At 69.3% G+C, this 25812-nt stretch carries 33 protein-coding genes, 1 tRNA gene and 4 pseudogenes; 18 read left to right on the forward strand and 20 right to left on the reverse strand.

All coding sequences use genetic code 11. From position 1 onward, the window contains the following. Nucleotides 1-16 precede the first annotated feature (16 nt). A complete protein-coding gene (locus ABT186_RS00480; protein ID WP_351922745.1) occupies nt 17-904 on the reverse strand; it encodes an SDR family NAD(P)-dependent oxidoreductase in 888 nt (295 codons plus the stop codon). A gap of 70 nt (nt 905-974) precedes the next feature. Here ABT186_RS00480 and ABT186_RS00485 point away from each other — a divergent pair, with 70 nt between their 5' ends. Beyond that, the gene (locus tag ABT186_RS00485) at nt 975-1898 is read left to right on the forward strand and encodes a LysR family transcriptional regulator (RefSeq protein ID WP_351922747.1); all 924 of its coding nucleotides are present in this window, start codon (nt 975-977) and stop codon (nt 1896-1898) included. A gap of 101 nt (nt 1899-1999) precedes the next feature. After that, nucleotides 2000-2073: transfer RNA gene (locus ABT186_RS00490), tRNA-Pro, on the forward strand. 71 nt (nt 2074-2144) lie between these two features. Here ABT186_RS00490 and ABT186_RS00495 read toward each other — a convergent pair. The 4 genes from ABT186_RS00495 to ABT186_RS47885 all read right to left on the reverse strand — a co-directional run bounded on the left by ABT186_RS00495 (nt 2145) and on the right by ABT186_RS47885 (nt 4329). Further along, nucleotides 2145-2981 (reverse strand): cation:proton antiporter domain-containing protein, encoded by an 837-nt coding sequence (locus tag ABT186_RS00495; protein WP_351922870.1) that lies wholly within the window; start codon nt 2979-2981, stop codon nt 2145-2147. Beyond that, nucleotides 2864-3160, reverse strand: coding sequence for a cation:proton antiporter domain-containing protein (locus tag ABT186_RS00500; RefSeq protein ID WP_351237781.1), 297 nt, complete (start codon nt 3158-3160; stop codon nt 2864-2866). The genes ABT186_RS00495 and ABT186_RS00500 overlap by 118 nt, the downstream gene beginning before the upstream one ends. Nucleotides 3161-3512: 352 nt before the next feature. Continuing rightward, nucleotides 3513-3791, reverse strand: a complete 279-nt coding sequence (locus tag ABT186_RS00505; RefSeq protein WP_351922749.1) for a hypothetical protein — start codon at nt 3789-3791, stop codon at nt 3513-3515. A 178-nt stretch (nt 3792-3969) separates the two neighbouring features. After that, a complete protein-coding gene (locus tag ABT186_RS47885) occupies nt 3970-4329 on the reverse strand; it encodes a mycothiol transferase (protein ID WP_502973117.1) in 360 nt (119 codons plus the stop codon). Between ABT186_RS47885 and ABT186_RS47890 the strand changes: the two genes are divergently transcribed. Next, complete coding sequence (locus tag ABT186_RS47890; RefSeq protein WP_502973125.1) at nt 4222-4443, forward strand: hypothetical protein; 222 nt, start codon at nt 4222-4224, stop codon at nt 4441-4443. The two genes, ABT186_RS47885 and ABT186_RS47890, sit on opposite strands and share 108 nt — an antisense overlap. A gap of 19 nt (nt 4444-4462) precedes the next feature. Here the strand turns inward: ABT186_RS47890 and ABT186_RS00515 are convergent, their stop codons facing one another. Beyond that, nucleotides 4463-5389 (reverse strand): S8 family peptidase, encoded by a 927-nt coding sequence (locus ABT186_RS00515; protein WP_351922872.1) that lies wholly within the window; start codon nt 5387-5389, stop codon nt 4463-4465. A gap of 600 nt (nt 5390-5989) precedes the next feature. Between ABT186_RS00515 and ABT186_RS00520 the strand changes: the two genes are divergently transcribed. After that, nucleotides 5990-6229: a hypothetical protein gene (locus ABT186_RS00520; RefSeq protein ID WP_351922751.1), complete on the forward strand. Its 240-nt coding sequence runs from the start codon at nt 5990-5992 to the stop codon at nt 6227-6229. A gap of 329 nt (nt 6230-6558) precedes the next feature. On the opposite strand, the gene ABT186_RS00525 is transcribed toward ABT186_RS00520, so the two are convergent. The 6 genes and pseudogenes from ABT186_RS00525 to ABT186_RS00550 form a co-directional block, all read right to left on the reverse strand. Continuing rightward, nucleotides 6559-6774, reverse strand: coding sequence for a DUF4177 domain-containing protein (locus ABT186_RS00525; protein ID WP_234515221.1), 216 nt, complete (start codon nt 6772-6774; stop codon nt 6559-6561). 156 nt (nt 6775-6930) lie between these two features. Continuing rightward, nucleotides 6931-7503 carry a hypothetical protein gene (locus ABT186_RS00530; protein ID WP_351237451.1) on the reverse strand — a complete coding sequence of 191 codons (573 nt, stop codon included), beginning with the start codon at nt 7501-7503 and terminating at the stop codon, nt 6931-6933. Nucleotides 7504-7637: 134 nt separating this feature from the next. Further along, the gene (locus tag ABT186_RS00535) at nt 7638-7955 is read right to left on the reverse strand and encodes a putative quinol monooxygenase (protein ID WP_502973118.1); all 318 of its coding nucleotides are present in this window, start codon (nt 7953-7955) and stop codon (nt 7638-7640) included. Nucleotides 7956-8188: 233 nt separating this feature from the next. Beyond that, nucleotides 8189-8311, reverse strand: a pseudogene (locus tag ABT186_RS00540) (alpha/beta fold hydrolase); the annotation flags it as partial. Beyond that, nucleotides 8308-8856: an anthrone oxygenase family protein gene (locus ABT186_RS00545; protein ID WP_351922753.1), complete on the reverse strand. Its 549-nt coding sequence runs from the start codon at nt 8854-8856 to the stop codon at nt 8308-8310. The pseudogene ABT186_RS00540 and the gene ABT186_RS00545, both read right to left, overlap by 4 nt. A 7-nt stretch (nt 8857-8863) precedes the next feature. Then, complete coding sequence (locus ABT186_RS00550) at nt 8864-9706, reverse strand: NAD(P)H-binding protein (protein ID WP_351922755.1); 843 nt, start codon at nt 9704-9706, stop codon at nt 8864-8866. A gap of 450 nt (nt 9707-10156) precedes the next feature. Here ABT186_RS00550 and sigJ point away from each other — a divergent pair, with 450 nt between their 5' ends. The 3 genes and pseudogenes from sigJ to ABT186_RS00565 all read left to right on the forward strand — a co-directional run. Continuing rightward, nucleotides 10157-11107 (forward strand): RNA polymerase sigma factor SigJ, encoded by a 951-nt coding sequence (sigJ, locus tag ABT186_RS00555; RefSeq protein ID WP_351237453.1) that lies wholly within the window; start codon nt 10157-10159, stop codon nt 11105-11107. 103 nt (nt 11108-11210) lie between these two features. Further along, nucleotides 11211-12053 carry an alpha/beta fold hydrolase gene (locus tag ABT186_RS00560; RefSeq protein ID WP_351922757.1) on the forward strand — a complete coding sequence of 281 codons (843 nt, stop codon included), beginning with the start codon at nt 11211-11213 and terminating at the stop codon, nt 12051-12053. Nucleotides 12054-12104: 51 nt separating this feature from the next. Continuing rightward, nucleotides 12105-12203 (forward strand): annotated as a pseudogene (locus ABT186_RS00565) (NAD(P)H-binding protein); the annotation flags it as partial. A gap of 43 nt (nt 12204-12246) precedes the next feature. Here the strand turns inward: ABT186_RS00565 and ABT186_RS00570 are convergent. Further along, nucleotides 12247-12426, reverse strand: a pseudogene (locus tag ABT186_RS00570) (GNAT family N-acetyltransferase); the annotation flags it as partial. Between the two features lie 136 nt (nt 12427-12562). On the opposite strand from ABT186_RS00570, the pseudogene ABT186_RS00575 reads away from it, so the two are divergent. Next, nucleotides 12563-12751, forward strand: a pseudogene (locus ABT186_RS00575) (helix-turn-helix domain-containing protein); the annotation flags it as partial. Nucleotides 12752-12772: 21 nt separating this feature from the next. Here the strand turns inward: ABT186_RS00575 and ABT186_RS00580 are convergent. Together ABT186_RS00580 and ABT186_RS00585 are read right to left on the reverse strand one after the other, a co-directional pair. Further along, nucleotides 12773-13195: a DDE-type integrase/transposase/recombinase gene (locus ABT186_RS00580; protein WP_351922876.1), complete on the reverse strand. Its 423-nt coding sequence runs from the start codon at nt 13193-13195 to the stop codon at nt 12773-12775. 213 nt (nt 13196-13408) lie between these two features. Then, the gene (locus ABT186_RS00585) at nt 13409-14242 is read right to left on the reverse strand and encodes a class I SAM-dependent methyltransferase (protein ID WP_351234779.1); all 834 of its coding nucleotides are present in this window, start codon (nt 14240-14242) and stop codon (nt 13409-13411) included. Nucleotides 14243-14319: 77 nt separating this feature from the next. Here ABT186_RS00585 and ABT186_RS00590 point away from each other — a divergent pair, with 77 nt between their 5' ends. After that, entirely contained in the window at nt 14320-15009 is a 690-nt protein-coding gene (locus ABT186_RS00590) for a winged helix-turn-helix transcriptional regulator (RefSeq protein ID WP_351234781.1), read from the forward strand. Between the two features lie 175 nt (nt 15010-15184). Here ABT186_RS00590 and ABT186_RS00595 read toward each other — a convergent pair whose 3' ends face one another. Both ABT186_RS00595 and ABT186_RS00600 read right to left on the reverse strand, forming a co-directional pair. Further along, nucleotides 15185-16309 (reverse strand): sensor histidine kinase, encoded by a 1125-nt coding sequence (locus ABT186_RS00595; RefSeq protein WP_351234783.1) that lies wholly within the window; start codon nt 16307-16309, stop codon nt 15185-15187. Further along, complete coding sequence (locus ABT186_RS00600) at nt 16306-16968, reverse strand: response regulator (protein WP_351234811.1); 663 nt, start codon at nt 16966-16968, stop codon at nt 16306-16308. The genes ABT186_RS00595 and ABT186_RS00600 overlap by 4 nt, the downstream gene beginning before the upstream one ends. A gap of 288 nt (nt 16969-17256) precedes the next feature. On the opposite strand from ABT186_RS00600, the gene ABT186_RS00605 reads away from it, so the two are divergent. From ABT186_RS00605 to ABT186_RS00615, 3 genes are all read left to right on the forward strand, one after another. After that, nucleotides 17257-17436 carry a hypothetical protein gene (locus ABT186_RS00605; RefSeq protein ID WP_351234785.1) on the forward strand — a complete coding sequence of 60 codons (180 nt, stop codon included), beginning with the start codon at nt 17257-17259 and terminating at the stop codon, nt 17434-17436. Between the two features lie 273 nt (nt 17437-17709). Beyond that, nucleotides 17710-18951, forward strand: coding sequence for a DUF418 domain-containing protein (locus ABT186_RS00610; RefSeq protein ID WP_351234787.1), 1242 nt, complete (start codon nt 17710-17712; stop codon nt 18949-18951). After that, a complete protein-coding gene (locus ABT186_RS00615) occupies nt 18948-19088 on the forward strand; it encodes a hypothetical protein (protein WP_351234789.1) in 141 nt (46 codons plus the stop codon). The genes ABT186_RS00610 and ABT186_RS00615 overlap by 4 nt, the downstream gene beginning before the upstream one ends. A gap of 196 nt (nt 19089-19284) precedes the next feature. Here the strand turns inward: ABT186_RS00615 and ABT186_RS00620 are convergent, their stop codons facing one another. Further along, a complete protein-coding gene (locus tag ABT186_RS00620) occupies nt 19285-19758 on the reverse strand; it encodes a MarR family winged helix-turn-helix transcriptional regulator (protein ID WP_351922759.1) in 474 nt (157 codons plus the stop codon). Between the two features lie 206 nt (nt 19759-19964). On the opposite strand from ABT186_RS00620, the gene ABT186_RS00625 reads away from it, so the two are divergent. From ABT186_RS00625 to ABT186_RS00640, 4 genes are all read left to right on the forward strand, one after another. Next, on the forward strand, nt 19965-20918 hold the full coding sequence (locus ABT186_RS00625) for an ABC-2 transporter permease (protein ID WP_351922761.1): 954 nt from the start codon (nt 19965-19967) through the stop codon (nt 20916-20918). A gap of 84 nt (nt 20919-21002) precedes the next feature. After that, complete coding sequence (locus ABT186_RS00630; RefSeq protein WP_351922763.1) at nt 21003-21140, forward strand: hypothetical protein; 138 nt, start codon at nt 21003-21005, stop codon at nt 21138-21140. A 47-nt stretch (nt 21141-21187) separates the two neighbouring features. After that, nucleotides 21188-22123: an RNA polymerase sigma-70 factor gene (locus ABT186_RS00635; RefSeq protein ID WP_351234795.1), complete on the forward strand. Its 936-nt coding sequence runs from the start codon at nt 21188-21190 to the stop codon at nt 22121-22123. 174 nt (nt 22124-22297) lie between these two features. Then, entirely contained in the window at nt 22298-22771 is a 474-nt protein-coding gene (locus ABT186_RS00640; protein WP_351234797.1) for a carboxymuconolactone decarboxylase family protein, read from the forward strand. Between the two features lie 140 nt (nt 22772-22911). Here the strand turns inward: ABT186_RS00640 and ABT186_RS00645 are convergent, their stop codons facing one another. Next, complete coding sequence (locus ABT186_RS00645; RefSeq protein ID WP_351234799.1) at nt 22912-23577, reverse strand: TetR/AcrR family transcriptional regulator C-terminal domain-containing protein; 666 nt, start codon at nt 23575-23577, stop codon at nt 22912-22914. A gap of 41 nt (nt 23578-23618) precedes the next feature. Between ABT186_RS00645 and ABT186_RS00650 the strand changes: the two genes are divergently transcribed. Then, nucleotides 23619-23810, forward strand: a complete 192-nt coding sequence (locus tag ABT186_RS00650) for a hypothetical protein (RefSeq protein ID WP_351922765.1) — start codon at nt 23619-23621, stop codon at nt 23808-23810. A gap of 27 nt (nt 23811-23837) precedes the next feature. After that, entirely contained in the window at nt 23838-24836 is a 999-nt protein-coding gene (locus tag ABT186_RS00655; protein WP_351234801.1) for a threonine/serine dehydratase, read from the forward strand. Nucleotides 24837-24907: 71 nt separating this feature from the next. On the opposite strand, the gene ABT186_RS00660 is transcribed toward ABT186_RS00655, so the two are convergent. Beyond that, nucleotides 24908-25726 carry an SDR family NAD(P)-dependent oxidoreductase gene (locus tag ABT186_RS00660; RefSeq protein ID WP_351234803.1) on the reverse strand — a complete coding sequence of 273 codons (819 nt, stop codon included), beginning with the start codon at nt 25724-25726 and terminating at the stop codon, nt 24908-24910. Nucleotides 25727-25812 lie beyond the last annotated feature (86 nt).

Below are 25812 nucleotides of genomic sequence, written 5' to 3' on the forward strand. Positions count from 1 at the left end.
AGCACCCGGTCTCCGGCTACTTGATGAGCAGATGGTCGGGAAGCTGCGGCGGGGTCCGGGTATCCCGACCCAAAACCCGCCCGAACCGGACGAGTTCGCCGTACATCGCCGGGTCGGTCTGTTCGGTGAGCAGCAGGTCGAGTACGGCGACCGCCGCCTGCGCCGGTGTCTGGGCCCCGCTGAAGTCGGTGAACCACGGCCGTGACAGGGCCGTGTCGATCAGACCGGGGCAGACGGAGGCGATCAGCCGGTTCGCCGGCAGGTCGGTGGCCCGGCGCTCGGCCGCCATCGCGCGCACGGCGGCCACCTGGGCGACCTTGGAGGGCACGTTGATCCAGCGTGGCCACCCCAGGTCCTCCGCGGTACCCGTGTGCAGGGCCGACCGCCAGGACTCCACGGCCTTCTCGACCTCGTCGAGCGAGGTGCCGTCGAACAGCGGCTGCAGCCGCGGGTCGAGTTTCCCGAGCGTGCCCAGGGAACTGGCCACCACGAGCAGCCGCCCGCCCGGGCGCAGTACAGGCGGGAACGAGCGCAGTACGGCGAACGCGCCGCCGTTGGCGACGTCGATGAAGTCGTCCGCCTGCTCCGACTGCGAACGGTCGGGGGTGAGCATGGCACTGGCGTTGGACACAACGAAGTCCACCCCGCCGTACTGCTCGTCGAGTTCGGCCGCCAGCCGGGCCACGGCGCCTGCATCGGTGACGTCGAGCACCCGGCCCTCCACCCGGCTCCTGGTGCCCGGGTCCGCGACGATGTGCGCGGCGGCGTCCGCGACCCGGCCGGCGTTGCGGCCGGTGAGCAGGACCAGGTCGTCCGGTCCGAGGCGGGCGGCCAGCCCCTCGACGAGGGCGCGGCCGAGACCCTGGTTGGCGCCGGTGACGAGAGCGATGCGGGGAGAAGTCATGTCTCCACGCTAGGAACAGGCACAGCATGAGTCCAACGAAAGTCACTCAGATCTGGTATGCGTAAAAGTCATGGACTTCTCCGACGTATCGCTCGTCGAACTGCGTGTGTTCCGCGAGGTCGCCGAGCGCGGCACGCTCACCGCGGCGGCCACGGCCCTCGGTTACACCCAGTCCGCGGTGTCCCGGCAGATCGCCTCGCTCGAACGGGCCGCGGGAGCACCGTTGTTGGAGCGTCGCCGGGACGGCGTACGGCTGACGGCCGCCGGGCACGTCGTCCTGCGCCGGGCGGTGACCGTGCTCGACGAGATCGACGCCACCGCGCGCGAACTCGCCGGACTGCCCGCGGAGGGCGGCACGGTGCGCCTGGGCTGGTTCGCCAGCGCGGGCGCCGTCCTGCTGCCGCGCGCGGTCGCCGCGTTGCGCCGTACGCACCCGGCCATCACCATCACGACCCGCGAGGGCAGCACCCCCGCGCTCGTACGGGCCCTGCGCGCGGGCACCCTGGACCTGGCGCTCCTGGCCATGGAACCGCCCTACCGCCCCCTGGACACGGAGTCGCCGTCGCTTGCCGTACAGACGCTGAGCGAACGCAGCCTGCTCCTCGCGGCGCCCGCCAGCCACCCCTTGGCCCGCGCCGACTCGGTCGACATAGCCGATCTGCGCGGCCGGCACTGGATCGCGGCACCCTCGTCCGCCAAGGAGAAACTGCTGGGCGTGTGGCCGGGCCTGGACGAGCGGCCCGAGATTACGCACACGGCCCGTGACTGGCTGGCGAAGCTGCACCTGGTCGCGGCGGGCTGCGGCCTGACCACGATCCCGGCCGCACTCGCCGCCGCGGCGCCCCCGGGCGCGCGGATCGTGTCCGTACGCGGCGGCTCCCAGGAACGCCGCCGCCTGGTCCTGGCCCATCTCCCGCGCCCCCTGGCCGAACCCGCGGCCCGCGTGGCGGAGGCACTGCGCACGGCGGCGGCCGACGCGAGCCGGGCGCCATGACCCCGGCACCCGGCGGCTCAGCGGCTGCCGGTGTGAGGCCCTCTCAGAAGTGTGCGGTAGGGTTTACCTGCGCGATCACGCGGAACACCGCGGGGGCGCACCGGGACGTGGCGCAGCTTGGTAGCGCACTTGACTGGGGGTCAAGGGGTCGCAGGTTCAAATCCTGTCGTCCCGACGGTGCGAAGGGTCTTCGCAGGCGAGAGCCTGTGAGGGCCCTTCTTCTGTGTGGCCTTCCTCGGAGATGAGTCATTCGACCGCCGCACCTCCCGCCAGGCGGACCTCTTCGCTGTCGAGGGCGGCCTGCAGGCGGCGCAGTACGGTGTCGTCGATCCGGCGCTCGTCGCGGAGCCGGACGACGGTGGTGCGTTTGTTGGCGATGAGGGCCAGTCGCAGGGCGAGGTAGTCCTGGTGCTGGAGCACCGCGGGGTCGTCGGTGGCGCCCGCGCTCCGGGCCCGCACCGACGCCAGGTGTGCCTCGTACTCCTGGCGCAGCCACTCGACGATCTTCGGATCGCTCCGCAGGGCGGCGGCGAGCTGGGGCATCGCCTTGATCGCCTCTTCGATGGCGGTGGTCTCGGCGAGGTCGTGTTCCTCGTCGACCGAGGTGTCGGGCGGCAGTTTCGCCCAGCGCACCGCCACCGGCAGAAGGAGTCCCTGGGCCACCAGGGTCACGAGGATGACGCCGGAGGTGACGAAGACGATGAAGCTGCGGTCGGGGAACGGCTCGCCGGAGTCGAGGGTCTGCGGCACCGAGAGCACCATGGCGAGCGAGACGGCGCCCCGGAAGCCGGCCAGGCCGTTGACCACACGGGTGCGGTGACCGACGCGGAGCATGCGTTGCCGGGGACTGTGGTCGAGTGCGCGGACCAGGTAGGTGGAGGCGTACAGGAAGGCGAAGCGTACGGCGACGAGCACCGCGCAGATGACTCCGACCGCGATCAGCGCGTCCCGGAGGTCGGCGGGGTTCAGGTCGCGGACGGCGTACTGGAGTTCCACCCCGACCAGGACGAACAGCGCGCCGTTGATGAGGAAGGTGGCCAGTGGCCAGAACGCCAGTGCCTGGGTGCGGTGTTCGGCCCGGATGATGCGTGGGGCGACTGGGACATGATCAGGCCGCTGACGACCACTGCGAGGACGCCGGAGGCCTCGATGAGTTCGGCGAGCAGGTACGCGGTGAAGGGCGCCAGGATCATGACGAGGTTGCCGAGCAGGGGATCGGTCAGGCGGCGCCGTAGGTTCATGTTGACCCGGGCGACTGCCACCCCGACAGCGGCTCCCCGCCGTCACCTGCATGTTTCGGGTTGCCTGATAATTCATCAGTTCCATGCGGGCGCGTGTGGGGGAGCTGTACCAGGCCCCAAGGAGGCAGGTCGGCCACGGACGGCTCGGGGCGCAAGGGCCGTTCCCCTGCGCTGACTTTGCCTGCTCTCGGCTCAGGCGTGGCGGTGGAAGTAGGGGCGGTAGCCGGGGCGGACTGCGCACTCACTTGTCCCGCGACTGTCGCGGCTACGAAAGACCCAGCGTAGGAACACAGCCCCGCCCACAAAGCCCAAAGCATCTCGAGCGGTTCCCGCTGCCGGCCGACCGAGAGAGCCCTCGCCGCTCTGGCGCTGCTCAGTCGCGCCAGACGGAGAACAGACGCGCTGCAACTGCCAGCACCAGCCCGGCCGCGAGGAGATACAGGCCAAGACGTTCTTCGGGCACTGCCGGTGACCACACCCGCCAGGCCGACGGGCTGTAGCTGTCGGCCGCCAGGAAGGACCCGTAGGAGGAGGAGGAGAGACTGGGGGCCGTACTGGTCTGGCTGCGGACCCACAGCAGAGCGCCTATGGCGGCGCAGGTCGCGGATATCGTATTCAGGACCGTGGCGCGGCGCGGGACCGGTTTGTTCACTGGCTCTTCCTCGTCTCTGTCGTTGCGGTGTGTGGATTCTCGCTGCCCATATACGTCCGCGCCAGGATCATCGTGTCGAGTGCCCGTGAGTACAACCCGCTTGCTCACCACCGCCGGTTGCCGGGGTGCGTGGTTCATGCGCTGACGAGCAGCGGAGCCTGACTCGCTGGGAGACGGGCTACCAGAGCTTCCCTGCCTGCGCTTTCTGGCCCGGAAGGTTGCTGCGACCTGGTGACCTGCGGCTTCTGCGGCCCAGGCAGGAGGTGTGGATACGCCCGCGAGCCACCGTTGTTGCCCGCGGCTGACCCCTGTATCCGGCACGAGTGCGGCACGCGACCTCTTCGTCGCGAACCACTGGCTGCAAGGCCCTGGCAGAGAGCGCGGGCCACTCGCGGGTGGCGCCGTCGATGGCTTCGCGGAGGAGATCCGGGTGGCCGGTGTGGCGGGCGTACTCCTCGATCACATGCTCAAGAACGAACCGCACATCGGTGTCACCGAGCTTTGGGCTCGACACGATGCGCGCAGTGTCGTCGGTCACGCGCGGGCAGGCGCACGCCGCGTGTGGCACGAGGAAGACGATGGTGTGGGCGCGGTGGCCGCGCGACTTGCGCCTGCCATTCCGGTGAGGCGCGGCGCTCGGGTGACCGTGTGACCGGGGCGGCCGGGGCAGGTCAGAGGCCGCCGGTGTTGAGCAGCCGGTTGGGAGTGTCGGAGCGGACGTCGCGCACGACCCCGCGGGTGGCCGTGTGGTCGAGCCAGAGGTGGACCTCGTTGGCCGTGGCGTGGGGGTGTGCCGACAGGTACAGCGCGATCACGCCGGTCGCATGCGGCGCGGCCCAGGACGTCGCGCCGTCGTTCTCCGTGGTCGTACCGCCGCCGGCGAGGGCGGCGGTCACCTTCTGGCCGGGGGCGTACAGGTCCACGCACCGTCCGTAGCCCGATCCGTAGGAACCGTCGTCGCTCCACGCGCGGTCGTTCGAGGTGGAGGCCGCCACGACGATCGTGCCGGGGACGCCGGCCGGGGAGTGCCTGCAGGCGTCGTCATGGAAGTTGCCGGCCGACACCACCGTCGGGATCCCCGCGTCGACCATCTTCTTCACGGCGGACTCCAGGGCCGCCGACCGGTGGTCGAGGTTCAGCGACATGTTCACCACCGCAGGCTTCTGCGCGTGCGCGGTGACCCACTTGACCGACTTCACCAAGGCCGCCTCGGCCGCCGCCGGGGAGCCGCCGCCCTCGCTCTCGCACAGGATGCCCTGGACCCGTACGAGCTCTGCCTGGGGTGCCACCCCGTACCTCGCCCCGCCGATGATGCCCGCGACGAACGTGCCGTGGCCGAGCCCTTCCTCGCTGAAGCAGTCACCGGAGTCCTTCGGGCCCACGAAGTCGGCGCCGAGGTGGGCGCGTCCGCCGAACTCCTTGTGGGCGATGTCCATCCCGGTGTCGATCACATAGACGTGAACGCCCTTGCCCGTGGCGGTGGTGGTGAACTTCCCGTTCAGCGGCCGCGACCGCTGGTCCAGAATGTCCAGGTTCCACGGCACGTGCCGGGTGATGGGCGACGCCGCGGTCTGTGCGATCCCGGACAACTTCCCCACGGTACCGGGAGACGTCGGCGCCGAGCCGGACGACGCTCCGTCCCCGGAGGGCGCCACGGACTCCGCCTTCCCGTGCGCGGGGAGCTTCCCACCGCTCCCTCCGGCCGCCGCGCCGGCTTGCCCGCCGCAGGCCGAGGCCCCGAGCACCGTCGCCATGGCCGCCACCATGAGACCGACCCTCGTCACGTTCCGCGTCACAACGTCCCCCGTATCCCTGCTTCGTACACAGTCAGCGCACAAGACGACCACAGGGGGCGGGCGGTTCCGGCGGGGCGTGCGGGTGGGTCGGTTCACACGCTCGACGGAATCCTGTCCGGCCGCACACCAGTAAGGGCGCCGCCGGACACGATCCCGGCGGCGCCCTGCCGGCGTGGGTGGTCCGCTCATCACGGACGAGGACCTCACCACACGTACTGCCGGACGTTAGGGCTTGCCTCCGTCCTCGACGCGGTAGCCGAGTACGCGCAGTCGCCGGTACTCCAGGGGCACGGTTCGCGGGTGCGTTGCCTGTTACGAGGAGCGGCTCGGCCGCTTCGGACTGGGCCAAGCTGCTCGTGAGCTGTTTGCCGGAGCCGGCATGCCGAAGCTGGACGAGGTCAGGTGGGGACAGAGGACGGTCCGGTGTCGGTGCGCCGGGCGCGCTCGGGCCGGATGCGCCGGCCGGAGCGCGCGGCGTCGCCTCACTGGCTGGCCCAGATCTGCTTCAGGAAGGTGCCAGAGGAGTCGAATCTGAACCGCGACACCCTGGCCGCCGCGCTCTCCGAGCGGGGCGTGCGGCCCGTGCGGCAGATTGCCATCGACGACACCTGGTCGGCGCTCCGGTTCCGACCCGGCGACTGATCTGCGGCAGCGTTTCTCGGTCGTCCTCGGCCCTCCCTGAGGATGGCCGCCACGCTCGCTGTGCCGGAGGACGTTCTTGGCCAGGAAGCCAGGAAGCCAGGAAGCCAGGAAGCCAGGAAGCCAGGAAGCCAGGAAGCCAGGAAGCCAGGAAGCCAGGAAGTCAGGAAGTCAGCAAGCAGCACCCGGCCCACCCCCACAACGACGTCCGGGTGGCGGTCGCCCCTGAGACGACCGGGGATCCACGGCCGTGGATCGCAACACCGTATCCGTGGTCGTCACGGCGACCAGGGGGTTGCGGCCGCCCCGTAGGGCGGCCGAGATCACGGCCGCTACTGGCGCGGCCGCTCGAAGGTGAGCAGCAGGCCCTCGACTGCACCAGGCCCGATGCGGCCCTTGACGTCGGCGGACGTTATCGCCTTGAGCCCCCAGCCGTCCTCAGCATGCTTGTTGAGAACTTTCTCCAGCTTGTCGGAGTCCAGGGCATCGCCGATCAGCGACTCCCGGAAGGTGACGACCTTGTACTCGTACGTGTAGGGCTGGCTCATGGCTGCGGGGTCTCCTGTGGGGTTGGTGCTGCGGTTGCGGGAGCCAGTCAATCATCGTTCGACGCTCAATGGACCGCGGGGTTCCTCGGTTCGCAACAGCAGCCGGGAGCCGCTCGTTGCCGCACGGGCTGCCCGGCGGCCGGCTGATCTGCCGGTTCAGGAGCTCGGGCGCTTGGACAGGGGTGCGTCCCCGGTGCCCTCGAGCCTGCTGCCTCTGAAGAGACCAAGCTCCACGGTGGCGTAATGGATTCCGTTCGAATCCTGGGCGTACGTGTTGTAGGTGTAGGTCCTGCCGCAGCCGGTCGTGCAGCCGTGCCAGGGCCAGTAGTGCTTGGCGCCGTGGTAAGGGATGGTCACCAGCCGAATGCCGATCTTGACGCCGTCGCACCGCGAATCGTGTGGCTTCACCTTCAAGGTGATGGCGGTGAGACTGTTCGGTCCGCCCCACTGGAAGAGGCCGGACGAGTCGGCGCAGGGCGCCAAGGACCCAACGGTGCTCGTGAGGTTACCCGCGTCCCTTGCCTGGTGCTGTTTGCCCGGAACAGAAGTGAAGCCGTTGTGATGCAGGAGGTCCGGTGCGGCGGCGCTCCCATCCGTCTGGATGGTGTCCGGTGCGGCGGTAATGATGTCGTTGTACTGGTTGTAGGGGGTCGCGGCGATTGCCGGGACGGCGGTGACGACGACGGTCGCCGCCACAGCGGCCGGCGCGGATAACCGGGAGATCTTCATCTTTGCTCCTCAGACATACACGGGCTGCCGCTGTTCGGCATGGTGGCGCCCGTCGATGTTCACGTGTGCCGTCGCGACCAAGGAGGTCCTCTCCGGCAAGCCACCCGGTTGTACCCAGGAGCGGATCCTGGCGCTCAGGCTCCCATTGACGAGGGGACTTTGGCGGCGATGACGTCCGTGCGCTCGAGCGTCGGCGGCTGGGCGAAGTGCTCGAGTGCTTCAGCCAGCCGGCTCCGTCCTGCCTCAAGGTGGGCCTGGCGGTCGGCCTCGCCAGGGAAGGCGTCGACGACCGCGTAGGTCGTCGGCCCCAGGCGGAGTGCCAGCCAGACGATGGTGCCGGACTCGGCCTCGACGTCCGGAAGGGCCGCCTTCAACTGGGCTTCCACCGCAGCCTCGTGGCCCGGTTTGGCTTCTATGCGCACGAACAATCCCACATTGACCATGGCTTTCACTCCAGTCGGTGTCGTTGTTCCGCCCGTCGATGCGGTGGGTCAAAACATTCCGTTCGGGCTTACCGCTTCCTCCGGAATCGGCTGCATGACGTCCCAATGCTCGACGATCTATCCGTCTTCCATTGGAACGTCTCCCGCACGTAACGGAGGAAGCCCTTGAATCCGTCAATACCGTCGGCGATGAACGGGTTGTGCTGTACGTAGCGACGACCGATGAGTTGTGACGCCGGATCGGCGATCGATTCGTCCCACAGTGTGGCGTCGGTCATCAGGCCGTGCAGCAGCACCAGGACAGGGCCGTCGCCATCGGTGTCCTCATGCTGGATGGTTCCCGCAGACAGCTCGATCTGCTTCATGACCGTACTCCAGCCGGACCCGATGCGGCCGTTCTGCCCGGGGGCGGGGCCTGGGAAGGCCGGTGACTGGTGTGGGTTGTGCTCATCGCAGCCGCGCTCAGGAGTCCGAACGCGACTACGGCAGCGCACGTGCGTACGGTGTGGGCGATCTGCCAGCGGTTGCGCGCGCTTGCCCAGTCCGCGGGCGGTGCCTGCACATTCCAGTGCAGTTGATCGGAGTTGATGGGGAGGTTGAAGACGACCGTCGTGACGAGGACGCTCAGCAGCAGGGTGAACGCTGCCACCGTGAGCCAGAAGGTGCGGCCTCTCGCCCTGACGGCCGTGGCGGCGAGGATCGCCGTGGCCGGCAACGCCGGCAGGAGGGTGGCGGAGGCAAGGTCGTCCAGTCGGAGGAGTTCGACCTGTCGCACCTGGGTGTAGACCGAGGCGTCGAAGTCCCGCAGCGAGAGCTCGAAGACGAGGACCGTGACCAGGAATCCGGCGAACAAGCCTGTACATACGAGACCTACGAAGCGCAGGGTCGTGACCGCCCGTTCTTTTCTCATGACGGCCTCAGCTCCGAAAGGCGGCCACGTGCTCGGCGGCCCAGGTGGCGAAGGTGAGGGCGGGGCGACCAAGGAGTCGTGTGAGCGTGTCCGTCGTCGGCCCCGGCTCCTTCAGACATGCGGCCGCGTAGCCGATCACACGGTCGGGCACGTCCTCGGGCAATCCCTGAGCGAGCAGCGCCCGGCGCAGCCCCTCGGGAGGAATCTCCTCGAACGACAGCTCCGCGCCGATGGCCTTGCCGATGAGTCGGACCTTGTCATGCTGGGTGAGCGACTCCGGACCGGTGATCGCATACGCCCGGTCGGCGTGGGCGGGGTCCAGCAGCGCCCGTATGGATAGCTCGGCGATGTCCCGCTGATGGATGGGGGAGGTGGCCGCATCGCCGTACACGCCCCGTACAACGCCCGTCGCACGGATCTGCGGTGCCCAGGCAAGGGCGTTGGCGGCGAAGTCGGCGCACCGCAGGAATGTCCACTGCATCCCGGAGGCCCTGGCTGCGGCCTCGACCAGCTCAAACTCCTCGGCGAAGCGCCGGTACCCGCCCCCGTACTCGACGGTGACCGCCGACAACACCACCACACGCCGCACGCCGTGTTCGGCCGCCAGCGCCGGCAACTCGGCACTCGCGCCGCCGCCGGCGCGCGGACTGAGCAGGAGAGCCTCCACGCCGTCCAGCGCCGAGGCCGGCGACTGCGGCCTGGATGGATCGCCGACGGTCAACCGAACACCGTCGGCGAACGTGACGGCTGCCGGATCACGGGTGACCGCCGCCACCCCGACTCCTTCCGCCACCAGCAGCTTCACTACGGCGCGACCGACGGTTCCGGTCGTGCCAGTAACCATGATCATGTGCACACTCCTGTGCGGGGTCCCGTCGACATCTCATGCCGCCCCTGGCGCTCGTGGGCGGTCGTACCTGAGATCCGCGGCTGGTTCCGGAGTGTGACATCCGGCCTGGTGAGTGTGACCCACATCTCAGGACGAGCCCGAGATGTCTGCGCTCACGTCCATTGGCCTCCTCAAGCCGGCAAGCCGGCAGGTCGTGAGCGGCGAGCCCTTTGCCGAGAGGCATGGTGCTGAAGAAAGATCTTGCCGCTCGTGTCCATGGCTGGTCGAAGCGTGACCAGTTCTTCGTGCCGCGCGGTCCCGCCCGTTGCCCGGGATTCGTCACGTACGGAAGTCCGGCTTCGTGGCCATGGCATTCCGGGAGCTGAGGCGTGGGTCACATGCGTGGTGTGGATGTCACACCCAGGGCGCTCCCGCGGCTCTCAGTAGTCAGACACGGCAGGAGGTTCAATGATGTCCGACACCTCGTCGGTCGGCAGTGCCGCGGAGAGCGCGGTGGACACGGCTACCCGAGTGTTCGTCGAGCACCGAGAGTTGTTGTTCTCCGTCGTCTACAACATGCTCAGCAGTGTCGCCGACACCGAGGACGTGCTTCAGGAGACATGGCTGTCGTGGGCGTCCAGAGGCGGGGCACCGGGTGCGGAGCGGATCGACAGCCCACGCGCCTATCTGGTGCGGATCGCGGTGAACAAAGCCCTCGCCCGCCAGGCCGCCATCAGCCGCCGTCGCGAGTCCTATGTAGGTCCGTGGCTGCCCGAACCGCTCGTCACCTCTCTCGCCGACGGTCGTGCTCACGGCGGTGCCGTGGACGCCGCCGATTCGGCCGAGCGCACCCAGTCGGTGTCCATGGCGCTGCTGGTCGTCCTGGAAACCCTCACCCCGCTGGAACGCGCGGTGTTCGTCCTGCACGAGGTGTTCGGCTATGCCCATACCGAGACCGCTGACATCCTCGGCCGCAGTCCCGCGGCGGTACGCCAGCTCGCCCACCGTGCCCGCGAGCATGTCCACGCCCGACGCCCCCGCTATCGGACCGATCCGCACGTGCGTCAACAAGTGACCGAGCGGTTCACCGCCGCGGTGTCAGGCGGCGACCTGCGGACGCTGCTGACACTCCTGGCGCCGGATGTGACCTTGTGGGCCGATGGCGGAGGCAAGGCCACCGCCGCGGGCCCGCGCCCGGTCCACGGCCGCGACAAGGTAGCCCGGCTACTGGCCAACGGGGCCACCCGCGCCCGCAGCAGCCTGGACATCCGCTACCGGCGGGTCAACGGCGATCCTTCGGCATTGCTGTTCAGCGGCGACTCGCCCTTCGCCGTGCTGGTCCTCGACCTGGTGCCGGACGGCCGACAGGTCTGCGGCATCTACTTCGTCACCAATCCCGAAAAACTCGAAGGTCTCACCTGAGGCCGACGACCAGGAGACCTCGCCGGAGGCGGCCGAACCGCCGGATACACACACGTCCGGCCAGGCACAGGCTTCCGTCGGCCATGAGGCGAAGAGGACGGGAATGAAAAAGATCGAACTGTCCGCCGGAACCGTCGAATACGAGGACAGCGGCGGCGACGGTCCTACGGTTGTGCTGCTGCACGGGTTCATGATGGATGCCTCGCTGTGGGCCGGGTCGATCAGTGATCTGTCCGCCGATCACAGGTGCGTGGCACCGACGCTGCCCCTTGGCGCGCATCGTCACGCGATGCGTGCGGATGCCGACCTGTCGCTGCCCGGGATGGCCCGGCTGGTCGCGGAGCTGCTCGACCGCCTGGATCTGCAGGACGTCACCCTCGTCGGCAATGACACTGGCGGGGCTATCGTCCAACTGCTCATGTGCGACGGCGCTGCGCGTGTGGGACGTGTCGTGCTCGCCTCGTGCGATGCGTTCGACAACTTCCCGCCAGGGCTGACGGGCAAGACGCTGATGCTCACCGGCAAGCTCCCGCCTCGGCTGTTCGGGCTGTTCATGCAACAGATGCGGCTTCGGGTGATCCGTCGGCTCCCGATCGCATTCGGCTGGCTGACCCTACGAGGGGACGCTGCCACCCTCCGGTGGATGCAACCGGTCATGAAGCGGCCGGAGATCCGTCACGACGCCGTGCGAACACTGCGAGCCGCAGGAGCGGACACCGGCCTCCTGGTGGCCGCGGCAGAACGCTTGTCCAGTTTCGAACGTCCCGCCCTTGTGGTGTGGGCGAGCCGCGACCGCGTCATGCCGCCTGAACATGGCCGACGCCTGGCCGAACTCCTCCCGCACGGACGGCTGGTCGAGATGGGCGACAGCTACACCCTCATCCCGCTTGACCAGCCGGCCGGGCTTTCCCAGGTGATCCGGGAGTTCACGCCAGGCCGCCTCTGACCGGACCAGCGCCGACCGACGAGAGAGAGGAGACAACGGACGAAGCTCACGATCTTCGCAGCGACCGGTGGCATCGGCCGCCACCTTCTCGAACAGGCCGTTGCCGCGGGTCACGACGTCACCGCAGTCGTACGCAATCCACAAAGCCTGCTCGGGTGGCAAGGACGGGCGTGTGTTGTCACGGCTGGCCAGTGACCAGACGGGCGGCGTAGCCGCGCCCTCGAGCCTCGGGAGCCGTGCAGACAGCGCTGATCTCGGCCCAGCCCGGCGGCCGCAGTCGTTCACCCGCCATCGCCACCAGCATGCCGTTGTCGCGGATGCCGAGACAGGTGCCGAGTTCGAGGGTGCGCGGCCAGAACGGCCCCGCGGCCGTGTGAATTGCGGTGGGTGCCTTATGTCTCACGCCCAGGCGGGGCTGCGGATCTTCCTCTGAACGACCGATGCCACCGCACTGTTGTGGTCGAGCGGTCAGCGGACCGGCAGGGTGGCGTCACCCCCTCCCATGTATCGAGTTGCAGGTCGTACGACTAGCCGCGACGGGAGCCACCAACCGCGACATCGTCGCGCATCTCCTGCTCAGCCCACGCACTATCGGGCAGCACCTGTACAAAGCATTTCCGAAACTGGGTGTCTCGTCCCGGACAGAACCGGCCCGGCTGGATCTCGACCGGTTCCAGCAAGAGCGGCTGACATGGTGAGCCATGCCCGCTGCAGTCTCGTCAGTAGTCGATCGGGCTCCGGCATCCGCACACGCTGTGTAGTCGGCGGGTGTTGCAGTAGCCGGTGGTCCAGGTGGCGATCTTCAGCCGCGCCTCGGTGCGGGTGAAGGGGTGCCGCTGGATGTACCCGACCTTGAGCACGCTGTGGAACGCCTCGCTGGCGGCGTCGAAGCACGACCTGACGCGGCCCATGGACTGGGTCACGCCCAGGCGCCCTAAGGCGCGGCGGCAGCGGCGGGAGTGGTATTCGCTGCCCCTGCCCCTGCCCCTGCCCCTGCCGCTGCCGCTGCCGCTGTGGAAGATCACGCCCTTCACGTCGCCGCCGCGAGTGGCGGCGGCCACATGCAGGGAGGCGACGATCAGCTCCGCGTCGTGCCGCTCGCCCATCGCGTAACCGAGCAGGCGGCGCGAGAACAGGTCGATGACGCAGGCCTACGAGGTCAGGTTCCATCCTGGGAACGGGCCGTGAGCCAGTCACTGGTGCGAGGCATATCGGGGCCTCCGTATGCATGTGCCGCCCCGTGACGCTCATCTGATGCTCCGGCCGTTTGGCCGGCCACCGATATGACGCGAGAGGGGTGCCTGACCTGCGCATTCTCTGCGAGCCGGTCCCTGCGACGTCTTTGCGATGACGCATCATGTGGAGTGCGAAACGGCTCGCGACCACGGCCGCGGCCCATGGTCGGCGTCCTTGGTGAAACAGCCGCGCCAGACTTCAAGGGAGCCGTTGGCGAGCGCGGTGGTGTAGTTGATGACGCGGGTGTAGCCGTCGTCGAGGAGCATCGGTAGTGCGGGTCCTGCGGGCAGGCCGTTCGCGAAGGTCTTGGCGATCCATTCCTGGACCCATGTCGACTCGTTCGTCCATTCGATGGCGGCGAAGCCCGCGCCCTCGACGCAGGCGAGCAGTGTTTCCGCGGACACGACGCAACTGTCGGTGCCGTCGAGTGACCAGGGCATGGGCCAGGGCAGGTCGGCCTGGTGCGGTTGGCAGACTTCCCAGACGGCCAGGCGCGCGCCGGGGGTGAGACGTTCGGCGATGTGACGGAACCAGGTGGTCTTGTCCCGCACGTTCATCTGGACGTGCATGGTGAGCGCGGCATCGAATGCCGGATCGGGCTGGAGGCCGGCGATGTCCCCCGCATGGAACTGGACGACGTCGCTCAGTCCGGCCCTTGCGGTGAGGTCGCGTGCGGCGTCGACGTAGGCCGGGGTGATGTCGATGCCGACGACGTGGTTGCCGGTGCGGCGGGCGATCTGGCGTGCGGGTCCGCCGAATCCGGAGCCGACATCCAGGACGACGTCACCGTGTGCAAGGGTGAGGGTGGGGATGAGCCGTTCGACTGCCTCGGCGCCACCGATGTGGAACTGGTCGAGGTTGTCCAGGGCTCCGTCGGCCGAGGCATCGAGATCGTGATGGTCGCTCAGGAGTCGGTCGATGGTCTGGCTGACGCCAGTTTCTCCGTAGGTCATCGCACCAGGTCCTCTCGATTGCTGGTGGTGTCGGCCAACTCGGCCGGATGGTGTTCGGGTCCGGGTTGCTGTGGGGGTTGAGCGGGCAAGAAGATGCCGGCGAGCAGCGCACCGGCGACCGCGACGACTCCGGCCACGACGCACCCGACACCGAGACCGTGGTCGAAGGCGCCTGTCGCGGCCTGACGTACGACGTCGGCCGCGGCGGGCCGACCATGGGCGTCGAGCTGGCTGGAGACGCCGAACGCTGCCCCGATGGACTGATGGACGAGGTTCGTCAGCCCGGACTGATCACTCGCGAGGACGCACCGCCGCCGGTCGCCACGGTCCTCTACACCCTGACTGAGGACGGTCTGGCGCTGGAGCCGGTGTTGAAGTCGCTCGGGCTGTGGGGCCTGCGGTTCATGACCGTCGAACGGCCGGACGACGCATTCCAAGCGCGGTGGCTGGCCTACGCCCCGGCGTGGTTCATCACCGACGCCGATCCCGACGCCTCACCGGCAGTCATTCAAGTCGTCGCGTCCGACGAGTCGGCCGTCATCGAGCTACGGGGCGGCCAGATCCACACCCGCCTCGGCCGAGCCACCGACCCGGACCTCGTCCTGGACGGACCACCTCGTGCCGTCCTGGGGCTGCTCACCGGCGTGATCGATCTCAAACTCGCCAGCCAGCTCGGCTTGTCCGTCCGCGGCCGACGCGACCTGCTCACCCGCCTCCGCCCAGTTGCGCAGGACCGAACGCGCACGCAGGACGTGCACCACCAATGAGCAGCGATGCCGACCTGTCGGCCATGATCGCGCAGGTCGATGCCCGGATCCAACGCTGCGAAGCGCCGGCAATCTCCGATTCCGAACTGCCCCCGCATTCCCGTGCTGACATGCTGCTGACTTTCAGTTGCCCAGCGGCACGGCGCGCAGGTGCCGATCGGAACAGCTTCGGCCGTCAGTCAGTGCGGTTCGGGATGCGGAGGTTCACTGTGTAGCCGCCGTCGGCGGTGGGCCCGGACTCGAAGGTGCCGCCCAGGAGTTCGGCCCGTTCCTTGAGGCCGATCAGGCCCTGATGGGAACCGGGAAGAGGCAGCGAGGGGCGGGTGGGCGGTGTGTTCGTGACGGTCACGCCGAAGGCGGCGCAGTCGTCGGCGCGCCAGAGCCGAACGGTCGCGGAGGCGCCGGGCGCGTGTTTGCGGACGTTGGTGAGGGCTTCCTGGACGGTGCGATAGACGGTGCGTTGTGCGGTGGTGCTGACCTCCGGCGGGAGTTCGCCGGTCAGTTCGGCGTCGATGCCGCTGGTCGTCACGAGCTTGTGCAGGTGGGCCAGGGTGGGTTGAGGGGTGAGCTCGGTGGCCCGGCCCCCGGAGGCCCGCAGCAATGTGACCATGTGGCGCAGTTCGTCGAGGGTGTCGACGCTGAGGGAACGGATGGTGCGGGCGCCTTCTTTGAAGTCGGGTTCGGTGGCGGCGACTTGGAGGGCGCCGGCTTGTACGGCGATCAGGCTGACCTGGTGGGAGACGACATCGTGCATCTCGCGGGCGAGCTGGGCGCGTTCGCGAGCGAGGACGGCCTGGGAGTGCAGGAGGCGTTCGTGCTCGCGCGCTTCTTCGATCTCGACGAGTCGGCGGGCCAGGTCCCGGCGAGCCTGGACGAGTTGGCCCAGCAGAACCGGGGCGGCGGCGGTGGCGAGGGTGTAGAAGAAGTAGACCAGGGTCCAGGTGCGGTCGTGCGGAGTGAGGTTGTTCGGCGGCCAGGGGACGGCGGAGACCAGAGCGAACATGACGGCGCACACGACGAGCAGGCGGCGGTTGCGGGAGCGTTCGGCCAGCGTGAACAGGGCGGCGAACGGGGCGAACACAATGTCCAGCATGAGGCTGGCGGGAAGGGTGAGCAGGAACACCGGGAGCGGGAAGCGCCGTCGCACGGCGAGCGCGGCGCAGGCGAGCGCGGCCGTGGCCTGCGCGACGGGGCCGGCGTCCTCCAGGCTGAGCAGGACGTCCACGACGGCGACCGCGACGACCACGGCGTCGACGGCCGGATCGGGGATCCGCGCCCACCATGCCCTGGGCGCTGTCATCGCTCGGACTCCGAGCGCCGCTGTCCTTCGTCGAGCAGTCCCGCTCGCTGCGCCAGCAGCGCCGCCTGCACTCTGCTGCCGACCCGCAGCTTGGTCAGGATCGCGCTGACGTGATCCTTGACGGTGCCCGCGCTGAGGTGGATCCGCGTACCGATCTCGGCGTTGGACAGCCCCTCCGCGATCAGCACGAGGACCTCGCGCTCGCGCTCGGTGAGCCGGCCGACCCGGGTGGCCTCCTCGTCGTCGACGGCCGCCGCGCCGGGATGACTCTGCCAGACGGCGCGGGACGCCTTCGGTGACATCACGACCCCGCCCGCAGCCAGGGTGCGAACGAGCTGGGCGAGCTGGTCGGGCTCGGTGTCCTTGAGCAGGAACCCGGCCGCGCCGGAGCTCAGCGCGGTGAGGATGTACTCGTCGGCGTCGAAGGTCGTCAGCATCGCCACCACCGGCGGTTCCGGCAGGGCGCGCAGCTGCCGCAGCACGGTCAGCCCGTCCACGTCCGGCATCCGGATGTCGAGGAGCACGACATCGGGGCCTGCCTTCCGTACGGTGTCGACCGCCTCCGCGCCGGCTGTGGTCGCGACGACCTCGATGTCGTCGGCCGCGCTCAGGATGAGTTTGAAGCCGGAGCGCACCAGCGCCTCGTCGTCCACCACCATGACCCGGATCACGTGCGTCCCGCCTCGCCGTCCCTGTGCGTACGGCTCCGGCCGCACGTCGATGTTGATTGTCACCGTTCCGACCGTAGATCGGGTTACGCCGTCCGAGGCGGGGTGGCGGGACGTTCCCGCCAGTCGGGGGGAGGGTTCCAGCCGGACGGGGGGAGCCCGGGACCCATGGACGAGGTGGTTCCGGCAGGGCGAGGGACGGTGCCGTCGGGATCGCACGGGCTGTCCTGGGAGATATGGGTCGCTCCGGGCCGGACCCCAGTCCCCAGGAAGCTCCTCATGCCCGTCTCCCGTGCCCTCGGACGTGTCGCGACACAGCCGAACGCGTTGTTCGAAGGTGCGTACGGGGCCGTACTGGCCGGCCTCGATGGCCGCCGCGCTCACGCAGTACGGCGCCCCCTCGTCGTGGCCATCCTGCCCACGATGGTGTTGCTGCTCGGTGCGGGCCGGTGCTGGTGACGCTCCGCGGCCGTCGAGTACGTGCCCTTCGGCTTCACCATTGCCCTGCTCTTCGCCGGAGGTCTGTCCGCCGCCCGCGCATCGGGCCGGACCTGGCGCTCCGCTCTGGCGGTCGGTCGTGTGGACGCGCTACTGACCGTGATCCTCATGGTCGCCGGCGCGCTCATCAAGTACCAGGCGACACATCCCGTAGGGCCCTACCCGCCGGGTGGCGGGGTAGGACCGGACAGTCGCCGGATACTCCGGGCTCGGGTTGATCTCCAGCCTGGAAATATGACCCACAACGCACGCGACACGGCGGTCACGACCCCGGTCAGCGCCCCGTCCGGGGCCGCGGAGGACAACCTGTCCAAGGCTCCCGAGACCGGACCGGTCCCGGTCGGCCGCCTCATAGGCGTGGACCTGGCCCGGGGCCTCGCTGTCTTCGGGATGTACGCGGCCCACGTCGGCCCCGACCCGTCGCAGGGCGGCGTCACCGGGCACCTCATGGAACTGGCGCACGGCCGCTCCTCCGCGCTCTTCGCCTTCCTGGCGGGTTTCTCGATCATGCTGATCACCGGCCGCCGTATCCCGAAGACGGGCCGGGCGGGCCGTCAGGCGGTGGCCAAGGTGGTGATCCGCGCGCTCGTCCTGCTGGTGCTGGGCACCGCGCTGACCTTGAGCGACACCCCGGTCGAGGTGATCCTCGCCTTCTACGGCCTGTACTTCCTGCTCGTCCTGCCGCTGTACCGGCTCAGCGCCCGCCCGCTGGCCATCATCGCCGCAGCCAGTGCCCTGGTACTGCCCCAGGTCCTGTACGTCGTCCAGCACGCGCTCCCCGCAGCCGACGTCGACGGTATCTGGGCCTGGCCCGAGGACGCCGACGGCATCGTCTCGCTCCTCTTCACGGGCAGCTACCCGGCCCTGAGCTGGATCCCCTTCGTCATCGCCGGTATGGCGGTGGCCCGCCTCGACCTGGCCGCCACCGTCGTCCGCACACGCCTCGCGATCACCGGCCTCTCCCTCGCGGTGCTCGGATACGGCGGCTCCTGGCTGGCCCTGCACCTGGTCCCCGGCGCCCTGTCGAAGCTGAGCACCGGCGGCCGGGGCGAGGGAGGATCAGCCGCGTCGGCCTGGTGGTCCGACAACTGGGGCTACCCCGACGGCAGCACCCCGGCCGAGCTTCTGGTGGCCTCGCCGCACAGTGAGACGACCCTCTCGATCCTGGCCAACACCGGCGTGGCGATCGCGGTCCTGACGGCCTGCCTCGCCGCGGTCGACGCCTTCCCGCGCTTCCACCGCTTCGCCCGCCCGGTCATCGTGATCGGGTCGATGTCCCTGACCGCGTACGTCTTCCACGTCGTCGGCATCCAGCTCCTCGCCATCGAGGAGCTGCCCGGCTCCCCGCTGCACGTCCTTCTCGGCTTCATCGTCGCCGCCACCGTGTTCGCGACGCTCTGGTCCCGCTTCTTCCGGCGCGGGCCGCTGGAGTGGCTGCTCGGCAAGGCCACAAAGGCTGCGGAGCTGGTCCGGTGAGCCGTCCGCCGAACGGCCGCAGGGAGTTGTGGTGGCTGACCGCGGCCGCGGCGGCCTGTGTCCTCGCAGTGCTGCGCCCGGACCTGTACGCGGCCGCGGTGCGGGAGTTCGTCACCGTTGCCGTCGGACACCACTGACCTGACCCCGGTCCCCCTCGAGGCATCCACAGGAGATCTTTCCTCGATCCACCGGCCCAGAGCCCTGGTGGCCGCCACCGTCTCGACGAGCGTGGCCGCGGTCGGCCGGGCCGGAGTCCCGCCGTGCTTTGGCGTCCGCCGTCGTGCCGGGCACCGGGCGGGCCGCGGTGCCGGCGGCAGCCGCCAGTGGCGTTCCTTACGTTCCGTCGTGCAGCAGGTCACCGGCCGGTCCGAGCGCTCGGGGGTTGAGGGTGCCGAGCATGCGCTGGAGGTGGGCGCGCACCTGTTCCCGTTCCTGGGGCAGAAACGGCTCCAGGGCCTCCTGCTCGCACGGTTCGACAGCGGCTTCGCCCCGCTGTGCCAATTCCACGCCCGCGGCCGTGACGGACATCTCGACGATCTTTCCGTGCGTGGGATGGGCCCGCCGTTCGACCAGCCCACGCTCCACCAGATCCCGCAGCGCTGTGCCCATGGACTGGGCGGTGACGCCGCAGCGGCGGGCCAGTTCGGCACTGGACAACGTCCCGTCCAGGCTCAACCGAACGAGGGCGCTGAACTGCGCCTGGGTCAGCTTGAGTGGGCGTAGCGCCTGCTCCATGCGCTGCGCGTATGCCTGCGAGAGCTGCCAGATCAGATAGCCGACGCGCTCGCCGGGATCCTTCACCTTCACTGCCGCCTCCACGTATCTGTTAACTTATATAAGTTACCTTATATAGTGAAGATCGAGGAACCATGTCCAGCACCGTGTCCACAGGTCAAGGTCATCTCCCCGGCGCCAACCCGGGGCCGGCGCGACACCGTCACCAGCCAGGTCCGCAGACGGACGCTCCACCCGAGCGCCCGGGGCTGACCGGTTCGCAGGCGGTGGTCAAGCCCGTGATCACCGTGCTGACGATCGGCCTGGTCTTCGTCAGTGTTTTCCTTGCCGCCTTCCATACGCCCCAGGCACACCGCCTGCCGGTCGCTGTTGCCGCATCCGACAAGACCGCGGCACTCTTCGACGTCCGGCTGCAGCGCGTCGCGCCGGACGGTTTCCAGGTCGACCGATACCCGGACAACGCCTCGGCCCGCTGGGCGGTTGAGCACCGCCACGCGTATGCCGCGCTGCTTGCCGACGGCGGTGCGCCCATGATCGTGTACGCGGGTGCGAACGGCCCCGCGGTGTCCGCACTGGTGGCGCCCCTCGGCAGTCTGTGTGCACCCGGCTGTCACACGGCGGAGCAGAAGCTGCCCGTGATCGACATCCTTCCCCTCTCGCGGGGAGACAGCCGCGGGCTTTCGGTCTTCTACGCGTCATTCGGCCTGGTGCTGGCAGGTTTCCTCTTCGGCCAGATGACCTATCAAGTGGCACCGCGACTCTCCTTCGGGCAGCGCGTAGGCAGTCTGGCGCTGTTCGCGGTCGTCGGCGGGCTGGCGACAGCACTCATCGCGAGTACGGCCTTCGGCGCCGTACCCGGTCCCTTCCTGGGCATCGCGGGACTGGTGGTGCTGATGGCGGGGGCCGTAGCGGCCGCCACTGTGCTCCTGATCCGGGTCTTCGGCCCGGTCGGAGTTCCGCTGGCGTCGATCTTTATGTTGATCATGGGGAACGCCACCAGCGGTGGGGTGCTGCCGCCCGACTTTCTGCCCGGTTGGCTGAAACCACTTGCCTCGGTGATGCCTGCGGGCGTCGGCGTCCGCGCACTGGACGGGATCGCCTACTTCCACCACGACGGACTGACCAGCGGCATCGTGGTGCTGTCGACATGGATCGCGCTCTGCGTCGCGGCGCTGTTCCTGCTCGACCGGATCGTCGCATCGGCCGCGATCCTGCACGCCGCGAGGCCGTGAGGTCGCCGTCCTGTGCACCTGACGGACGTGACGCCCGAGATGATGGCCGGTGGCGATGCGGGAGCGGCCGGCAGAGGAGCAGTCGTGACTTTCAGCGACCACATCTCCCGCACCACCCGAACAAGCCATGCAGTGCATCATGCCCGGCAGCACCTCGGCCTCCAGGAGAGCGTCCTGGGACCGCGGGTCAAAGCCGTCCGCAACCACGCGGTAGCCGCGTGATCCCGCCACTGGACGGCCGTAAGCGGAGAAACGGAGACCGGAGGATCATGCATCCCGAACCGTCCGTCACAACAGGTGACCTTGAAGAGGCTGTCTCTGTCTTTGTGCAGCACCGGGCACGTCTGTTCGGAATCGCCTACCGGGTGCTCGGCAGCGTGGTCGAGGCTGAGGACGTGGTCCAGGAGGTGTGGCTGCGCTGGCAGAAGGCAGACCGCTCCGCGGTGGTCAGCCCGGTGGCCTTCCTGTCGAGCGCCACGACCCGCTTGGCGATCAACGTCGCTCAATCGGCGCGTGTGCGTCGGGAGACCTATATCGGGCCGTGGTTGCCCGAGCCCATCGACACCAGCTCGGATCCGGAGGTGGGCGCGCAGCGCGCGGAGGCCCTGGAGCTGGCTCTGCTGCTGGTGCTGGAGAAACTGAACCCCGTCGAGCGCGCCGCATACGTCCTGCGTGAGGCGTTCGACTACGCCTACTCCGAGATCGCCGAAATCCTTCAACTCAGCATTGTCAATGTGCGGAAGATCGTAAGCCGTGCTCGCAAGCATCTGTCGGACGAGCATCGGGAGAGCGTGGACGCGGCGGAGCACCGACGCCTTCTGAACGCCTTCGTCTCAGCAGCTCAAACGGGGGATGTGGCCTCGTTGGAAGCCCTTCTCACGCCTGATGCCGTCAGTCTGTCCGACGGCAACGGTATGCGGGGTGTCGCTCGTATACCTGTGCTGGGCCGTGCACGCGTGGCCCATCTGGCGACTGCCTATCCGCCGTTCTGGCAGGGCGTGGACCTCAGGCCGGTCGACGCCAACGGCCGTACGGGCGTGATGATCTACCGGGATGGTGAGCCCGCGACGTTCCTGACGACAGCCGCCTCGAAGGAAGGCATCTACAAGGTGATGTGGGTGTTCAACCCGAGCAAGGTCGCCGCGTTCCTTGACTCGCGTTCCCGCTGCGCACCTGCTCCCGGCCCTGCGTCGGACGATGCGTGACTGCGGCGGCGTTCGCGCGGGCGGTAGCCGTTGCCATGGTCTCGGGACCCGCCACCCCCGCCGGGGTGGTACGGCGATGACATCGTCGCGGAGGCCATCACACAGGCATTGGTGTCACACCTTGCCGGGCTGTCCGGTCAGTAGTGCGTAACGGCAACTCTGCTAGGAGAACCCATGGATTCGCGTCTCGACTACTACGGCAATTCCCTTGCGACCAAGGTGCTGAAGCACCTCTACTCAGCCAGCAAGGTACTGTCGGACTCGACGCTGCCGGCCACTGTTCAGCGTCTGGTGGAGATCCGTGCCAGCCAGATCAACGGATGCGGCTTCTGCACCGACATGCACACCAAGGACGCGGCCCACGCCGGGGAGACCTCGGTGCGGCTCAGCCTGGTTGCCGCCTGGCGGGAGGCAACGGTCTTCACCGAGGCCGAGCGCGCCGCGCTGGAGCTGGCCGAGCAGGGCACCCGGGTCGCGGACGCGGCCGGTGGGGTCACGGACGAGGCTTGGGCGAACGCCGCCAAGCACTTCGATGAGGACCAGCTCGTCGCGCTGATCTCCCTCATCGCCGTCATCAACAGCTACAACCGCATCAACATCATCAACCAGCAGCCGGCCGGCAGTTACCAGGTCGGCCAGTTCGGCTGAGCCAGGGCGTCCGGCCCGGCCGGACGCGTACGGTCCGTCTCCGCGTCGCCCCGCCCTCTGCAGGGAGACGGACTTCGGGCGCCGGCTGATTGCACAGGGGTTCCAAGCCGTGCTGCAGCACCGGGTAGCGGCTCGGGCAGTCACCTTGGCTCCCCTTCGGCGGCGGCGCGTGCCGGGTCGGCGGCGTGGATGAGCTGGCGCAGTGCCCCGTAGTAGACCTCGTGGTCGACGGTGGCGGGGAGGATCGTGGCGAAGTGCCCGGTCAGTACCGGGAATTCCTCGGGGTCGAGCGCTGCCAGTGCCGTTCGGGTGGCGGCCTGGGCGGCCTTGGGGTCGCGATGGTCGACGAAGCTTGCGCTGCCGAGGGTGAGCAGGTACATCCGCCGGTAGGCCGTGATGGCTTCCTCGGGGGTCATGCCGGCCGCGATCGAGTCGGCGAGCTGCGGCTCCACCAGGCGCCCCAGCAGTTGCGGGCCGAGCCAGGGGCGGCTGCCGCGCAGGGCTACGAGCCCCGGGTGGGCCGTCAGCAGCTTGTACAGGGCGGTGAACCGGGCCGCGGTGGCGGTGGCCCAGTCGGTGCCGGGCGGGATGTCGGGCAGGCGGGCGGCGAGATGGTCGGTGACCAGGTCGAGCAGCCCGGCCAGGTCCGTGCAGCGGCGCTGGAGCGAGGAGACGGCGATGTCCAGCGCGGCGGCCAGGGTGCGGAAGCTGAGTGCGGCGGGCCCGTCCCTGTCCACGATCAGCAGGGCCGTTTCGGCGATGCGGTCGGGTGTCGCGAGATCCAGGGGAGCGGATTGCCTAGGCATACGGGTCAGCGTACGGTACACCGTACCGCTACGCTGGGCCCATGGCCCCGCACGGAGGCGACATGCCCGCTGCCACGGCGCTCGACCGTCCAGCTGCCCGTCCCGGTCGCTGTGGTCGCCTGGCAGCGGGCCGGGTTTATGCCCGGACCGCCGTCTCGACGGCCCGCTGGGACCCGGCGACGAACAGCACCCTCGGCCCGACCACCACCGGCCAACTCATCGCCTGGTCGTAACCGCCCTCTCACCGCAGGAGCAGCACCGTGCACCAGCTCACGTACGGCGACATCAAGGCCGCCACCGACCGGATCACCGGACGCATCCGCCCTGTCACCCTCGCACCCCTCGACTCCGGCGCGATCCGCACCGGGCGCCACGACCCCCTGGACGACCCTCCCGAGCAGCCCTGCGAGGTGTGGCTGGCCCTGGAGTTCATGCAGCACACCGGATCGTTCAAGGCCCGCGGCGCGCAGAACTTCCTCCAGGCCCACCTCGACGCCGGCACTCTTCCCGACGCCGGGGTGACGATCGCCTCCGGCGGCAACGCCGGCCTGGCCTGCGCCTGGGCCGCCCAGCAGCAGGATGTGCGGGCCACCGTCTTCCTGCCCGCCAACGCGCCGCAGGTCAAGGTCACCAAGCTCCGCTCCTACGGCGCCGACGTGCGGCTGACCGGGACGGAGTATGCGCAGGCACTGGCCGCATGCGAGGACTTCGCCGCCGCCACCGGCGCGCTCCCCTCGCACGCCTACGACCACCCGCTGATCGCGGCCGGGGCCGGCACGCTGCTGGAGGAGATCCACCAGCAGATCCCGGGCCTGGACACCGTGGTGGTCGCGGTCGGCGGCGGCGGACTGTTTGCCGGGGTGGCCGCCGCCGCCCGGCATCACGGCATCCGAACCGTGGCCGTCGAACCGCAGAACTGCCGTGCGCTGAACGCCGCCCTGCAGGCAGGCCGCCCCATCGACGTCACCGTGGATTCCATCGCCGCCGACTCCCTCGGGGCCCGCCGCGCCTCTGCCATGGCTTTGCACTCCGCGCAACAGGACGGTGTGCACTCCGTGCTGGTGCCGGACGCGGAGATCGTCCGGGCCCGCCAGGCGCTATGGGATCACCGCAAGGTGGCTGTCGAGCACGGCGCCGCCACCGCGCTGGCCGCGCTCACCTCCGGCTACCGGCCCGGCAGCGGCGAGAAGGTCTGCGTCATCCTGTGCGGGGCCAACACCGACCCCGGCGACCTGGTGGGCCACCCCACCGGGCACTGAGCAGCACAAGAAGGGGGAAGGCAGCCGAGCAGCACGCCCGGCTGCCCCTTGGGGGATCCGCGCAGTCGGCCTCATGCGCCCGTGACGTCCCGGGAACCGGCCATGAGGAGATGCGTGGTCGATTCATCGAGGGCTATCGGCATGCGCTCCTCGAAACTTCCGGGTTCGGGCCAGTACGTCGCCGTGAGCCAGTCCTGGCGAAGGATTGCTTCGACGACGTTGTGAGCGCTCTTGTCGATGGAGTCGAAGAAGAACGGGCCCGCGACCTTGGCCATTGCTCGCATGTACCACGGGGACATCCGGAGGATGTCTGTCTTCGCGGCGCCCGCGTTGACCACCCCGGCGAGGATGGCCGGTTCGGTATGGGCGAGGTGGGCGGCGTAATGGTGGTTGGCGAGTTGGATCGCCTCCCTGCCGTGCCGGAAGTTGAACGGTTCGAACGTAGGGAACCGCTCGAAGTCGGCCTGTGTGGAAGGGGGGATGCTCGCGGTCATCATGACGACGCGGGCGCTTCCGGCGCGGCGCAGCGCGGGCAGCAGCAGTTGCGTGAGGTGGTAGCGGCTCAGGTAGTTGACCGAGAAGAACGGATGGAGTCCGTCCGCCGTGCGCAGTTCCTTGAAGGTGAGGACCCCCGTCGAGTGCAGGAGCGCGTCGATGCGGTCGTGTTCCGCGAGGACGCGCCGGGCGGCGTCCCGGACACCGTCGTGTGTCGACAGGTCGACGGAGAGGAACGAGGCCCGGTCGGCCGCGTCGCCGAAGGAGGCGACCGCCGCCTCGCCCTTGCGCCGATCGCGGCCGAGGAGGACGAGGCGGTGGCCGCGAGCGAGGAACTCCCGCGTCGCCCGCAGGCCGATTCCGCTGTTGCCCCCGCTCACGAGGATGGTCTGCACGGGCCGGCCGAGGCCGCCTGATGCCCCGTTGCGGGCGGCCTCGCCCTGCCCGCCGCCCGCACCGGTTGCAGGCCGTATGTGGCGGG

Origin of the sequence: Streptomyces sp. NPDC001634 (assembly GCF_040298185.1) — a bacterium.
Taxonomy (GTDB): domain Bacteria; phylum Actinomycetota; class Actinomycetes; order Streptomycetales; family Streptomycetaceae; genus Streptomyces.

What these genes read in the sequence shown, in the direction of transcription:
- ABT186_RS00480 (WP_351922745.1), bottom strand. Translation starts at nt 904, where the DNA reads ATGACTTCTCCCCGCATCGCTCTCGTCACCGGCGCCAACCAGGGTCTC.
- ABT186_RS00485 (WP_351922747.1), top strand. Translation starts at nt 975, where the DNA reads ATGGACTTCTCCGACGTATCGCTCGTCGAACTGCGTGTGTTCCGCGAG.
- ABT186_RS00525 (WP_234515221.1), bottom strand. Translation starts at nt 6,774, where the DNA reads ATGAGCCAGCCCTACACGTACGAGTACAAGGTCGTCACCTTCCGGGAG.
- ABT186_RS00530 (WP_351237451.1), bottom strand. Translation starts at nt 7,503, where the DNA reads ATGAAGATCTCCCGGTTATCCGCGCCGGCCGCTGTGGCGGCGACCGTC.
- ABT186_RS00545 (WP_351922753.1), bottom strand. Translation starts at nt 8,856, where the DNA reads ATGAGAAAAGAACGGGCGGTCACGACCCTGCGCTTCGTAGGTCTCGTA.
- ABT186_RS00550 (WP_351922755.1), bottom strand. Translation starts at nt 9,706, where the DNA reads ATGATCATGGTTACTGGCACGACCGGAACCGTCGGTCGCGCCGTAGTG.
- sigJ (WP_351237453.1), top strand. Translation starts at nt 10,157, where the DNA reads ATGTCCGACACCTCGTCGGTCGGCAGTGCCGCGGAGAGCGCGGTGGAC.
- ABT186_RS00560 (WP_351922757.1), top strand. Translation starts at nt 11,211, where the DNA reads ATGAAAAAGATCGAACTGTCCGCCGGAACCGTCGAATACGAGGACAGC.
- ABT186_RS00585 (WP_351234779.1), bottom strand. Translation starts at nt 14,242, where the DNA reads ATGACCTACGGAGAAACTGGCGTCAGCCAGACCATCGACCGACTCCTG.
- ABT186_RS00595 (WP_351234783.1), bottom strand. Translation starts at nt 16,309, where the DNA reads ATGACAGCGCCCAGGGCATGGTGGGCGCGGATCCCCGATCCGGCCGTC.
- ABT186_RS00600 (WP_351234811.1), bottom strand. Translation starts at nt 16,968, where the DNA reads ATGGTGGTGGACGACGAGGCGCTGGTGCGCTCCGGCTTCAAACTCATC.
- ABT186_RS00605 (WP_351234785.1), top strand. Translation starts at nt 17,257, where the DNA reads ATGCCCGTCTCCCGTGCCCTCGGACGTGTCGCGACACAGCCGAACGCG.
- ABT186_RS00610 (WP_351234787.1), top strand. Translation starts at nt 17,710, where the DNA reads ATGACCCACAACGCACGCGACACGGCGGTCACGACCCCGGTCAGCGCC.
- ABT186_RS00635 (WP_351234795.1), top strand. Translation starts at nt 21,188, where the DNA reads ATGCATCCCGAACCGTCCGTCACAACAGGTGACCTTGAAGAGGCTGTC.
- ABT186_RS00640 (WP_351234797.1), top strand. Translation starts at nt 22,298, where the DNA reads ATGGATTCGCGTCTCGACTACTACGGCAATTCCCTTGCGACCAAGGTG.
- ABT186_RS00645 (WP_351234799.1), bottom strand. Translation starts at nt 23,577, where the DNA reads ATGCCTAGGCAATCCGCTCCCCTGGATCTCGCGACACCCGACCGCATC.
- ABT186_RS00650 (WP_351922765.1), top strand. Translation starts at nt 23,619, where the DNA reads ATGGCCCCGCACGGAGGCGACATGCCCGCTGCCACGGCGCTCGACCGT.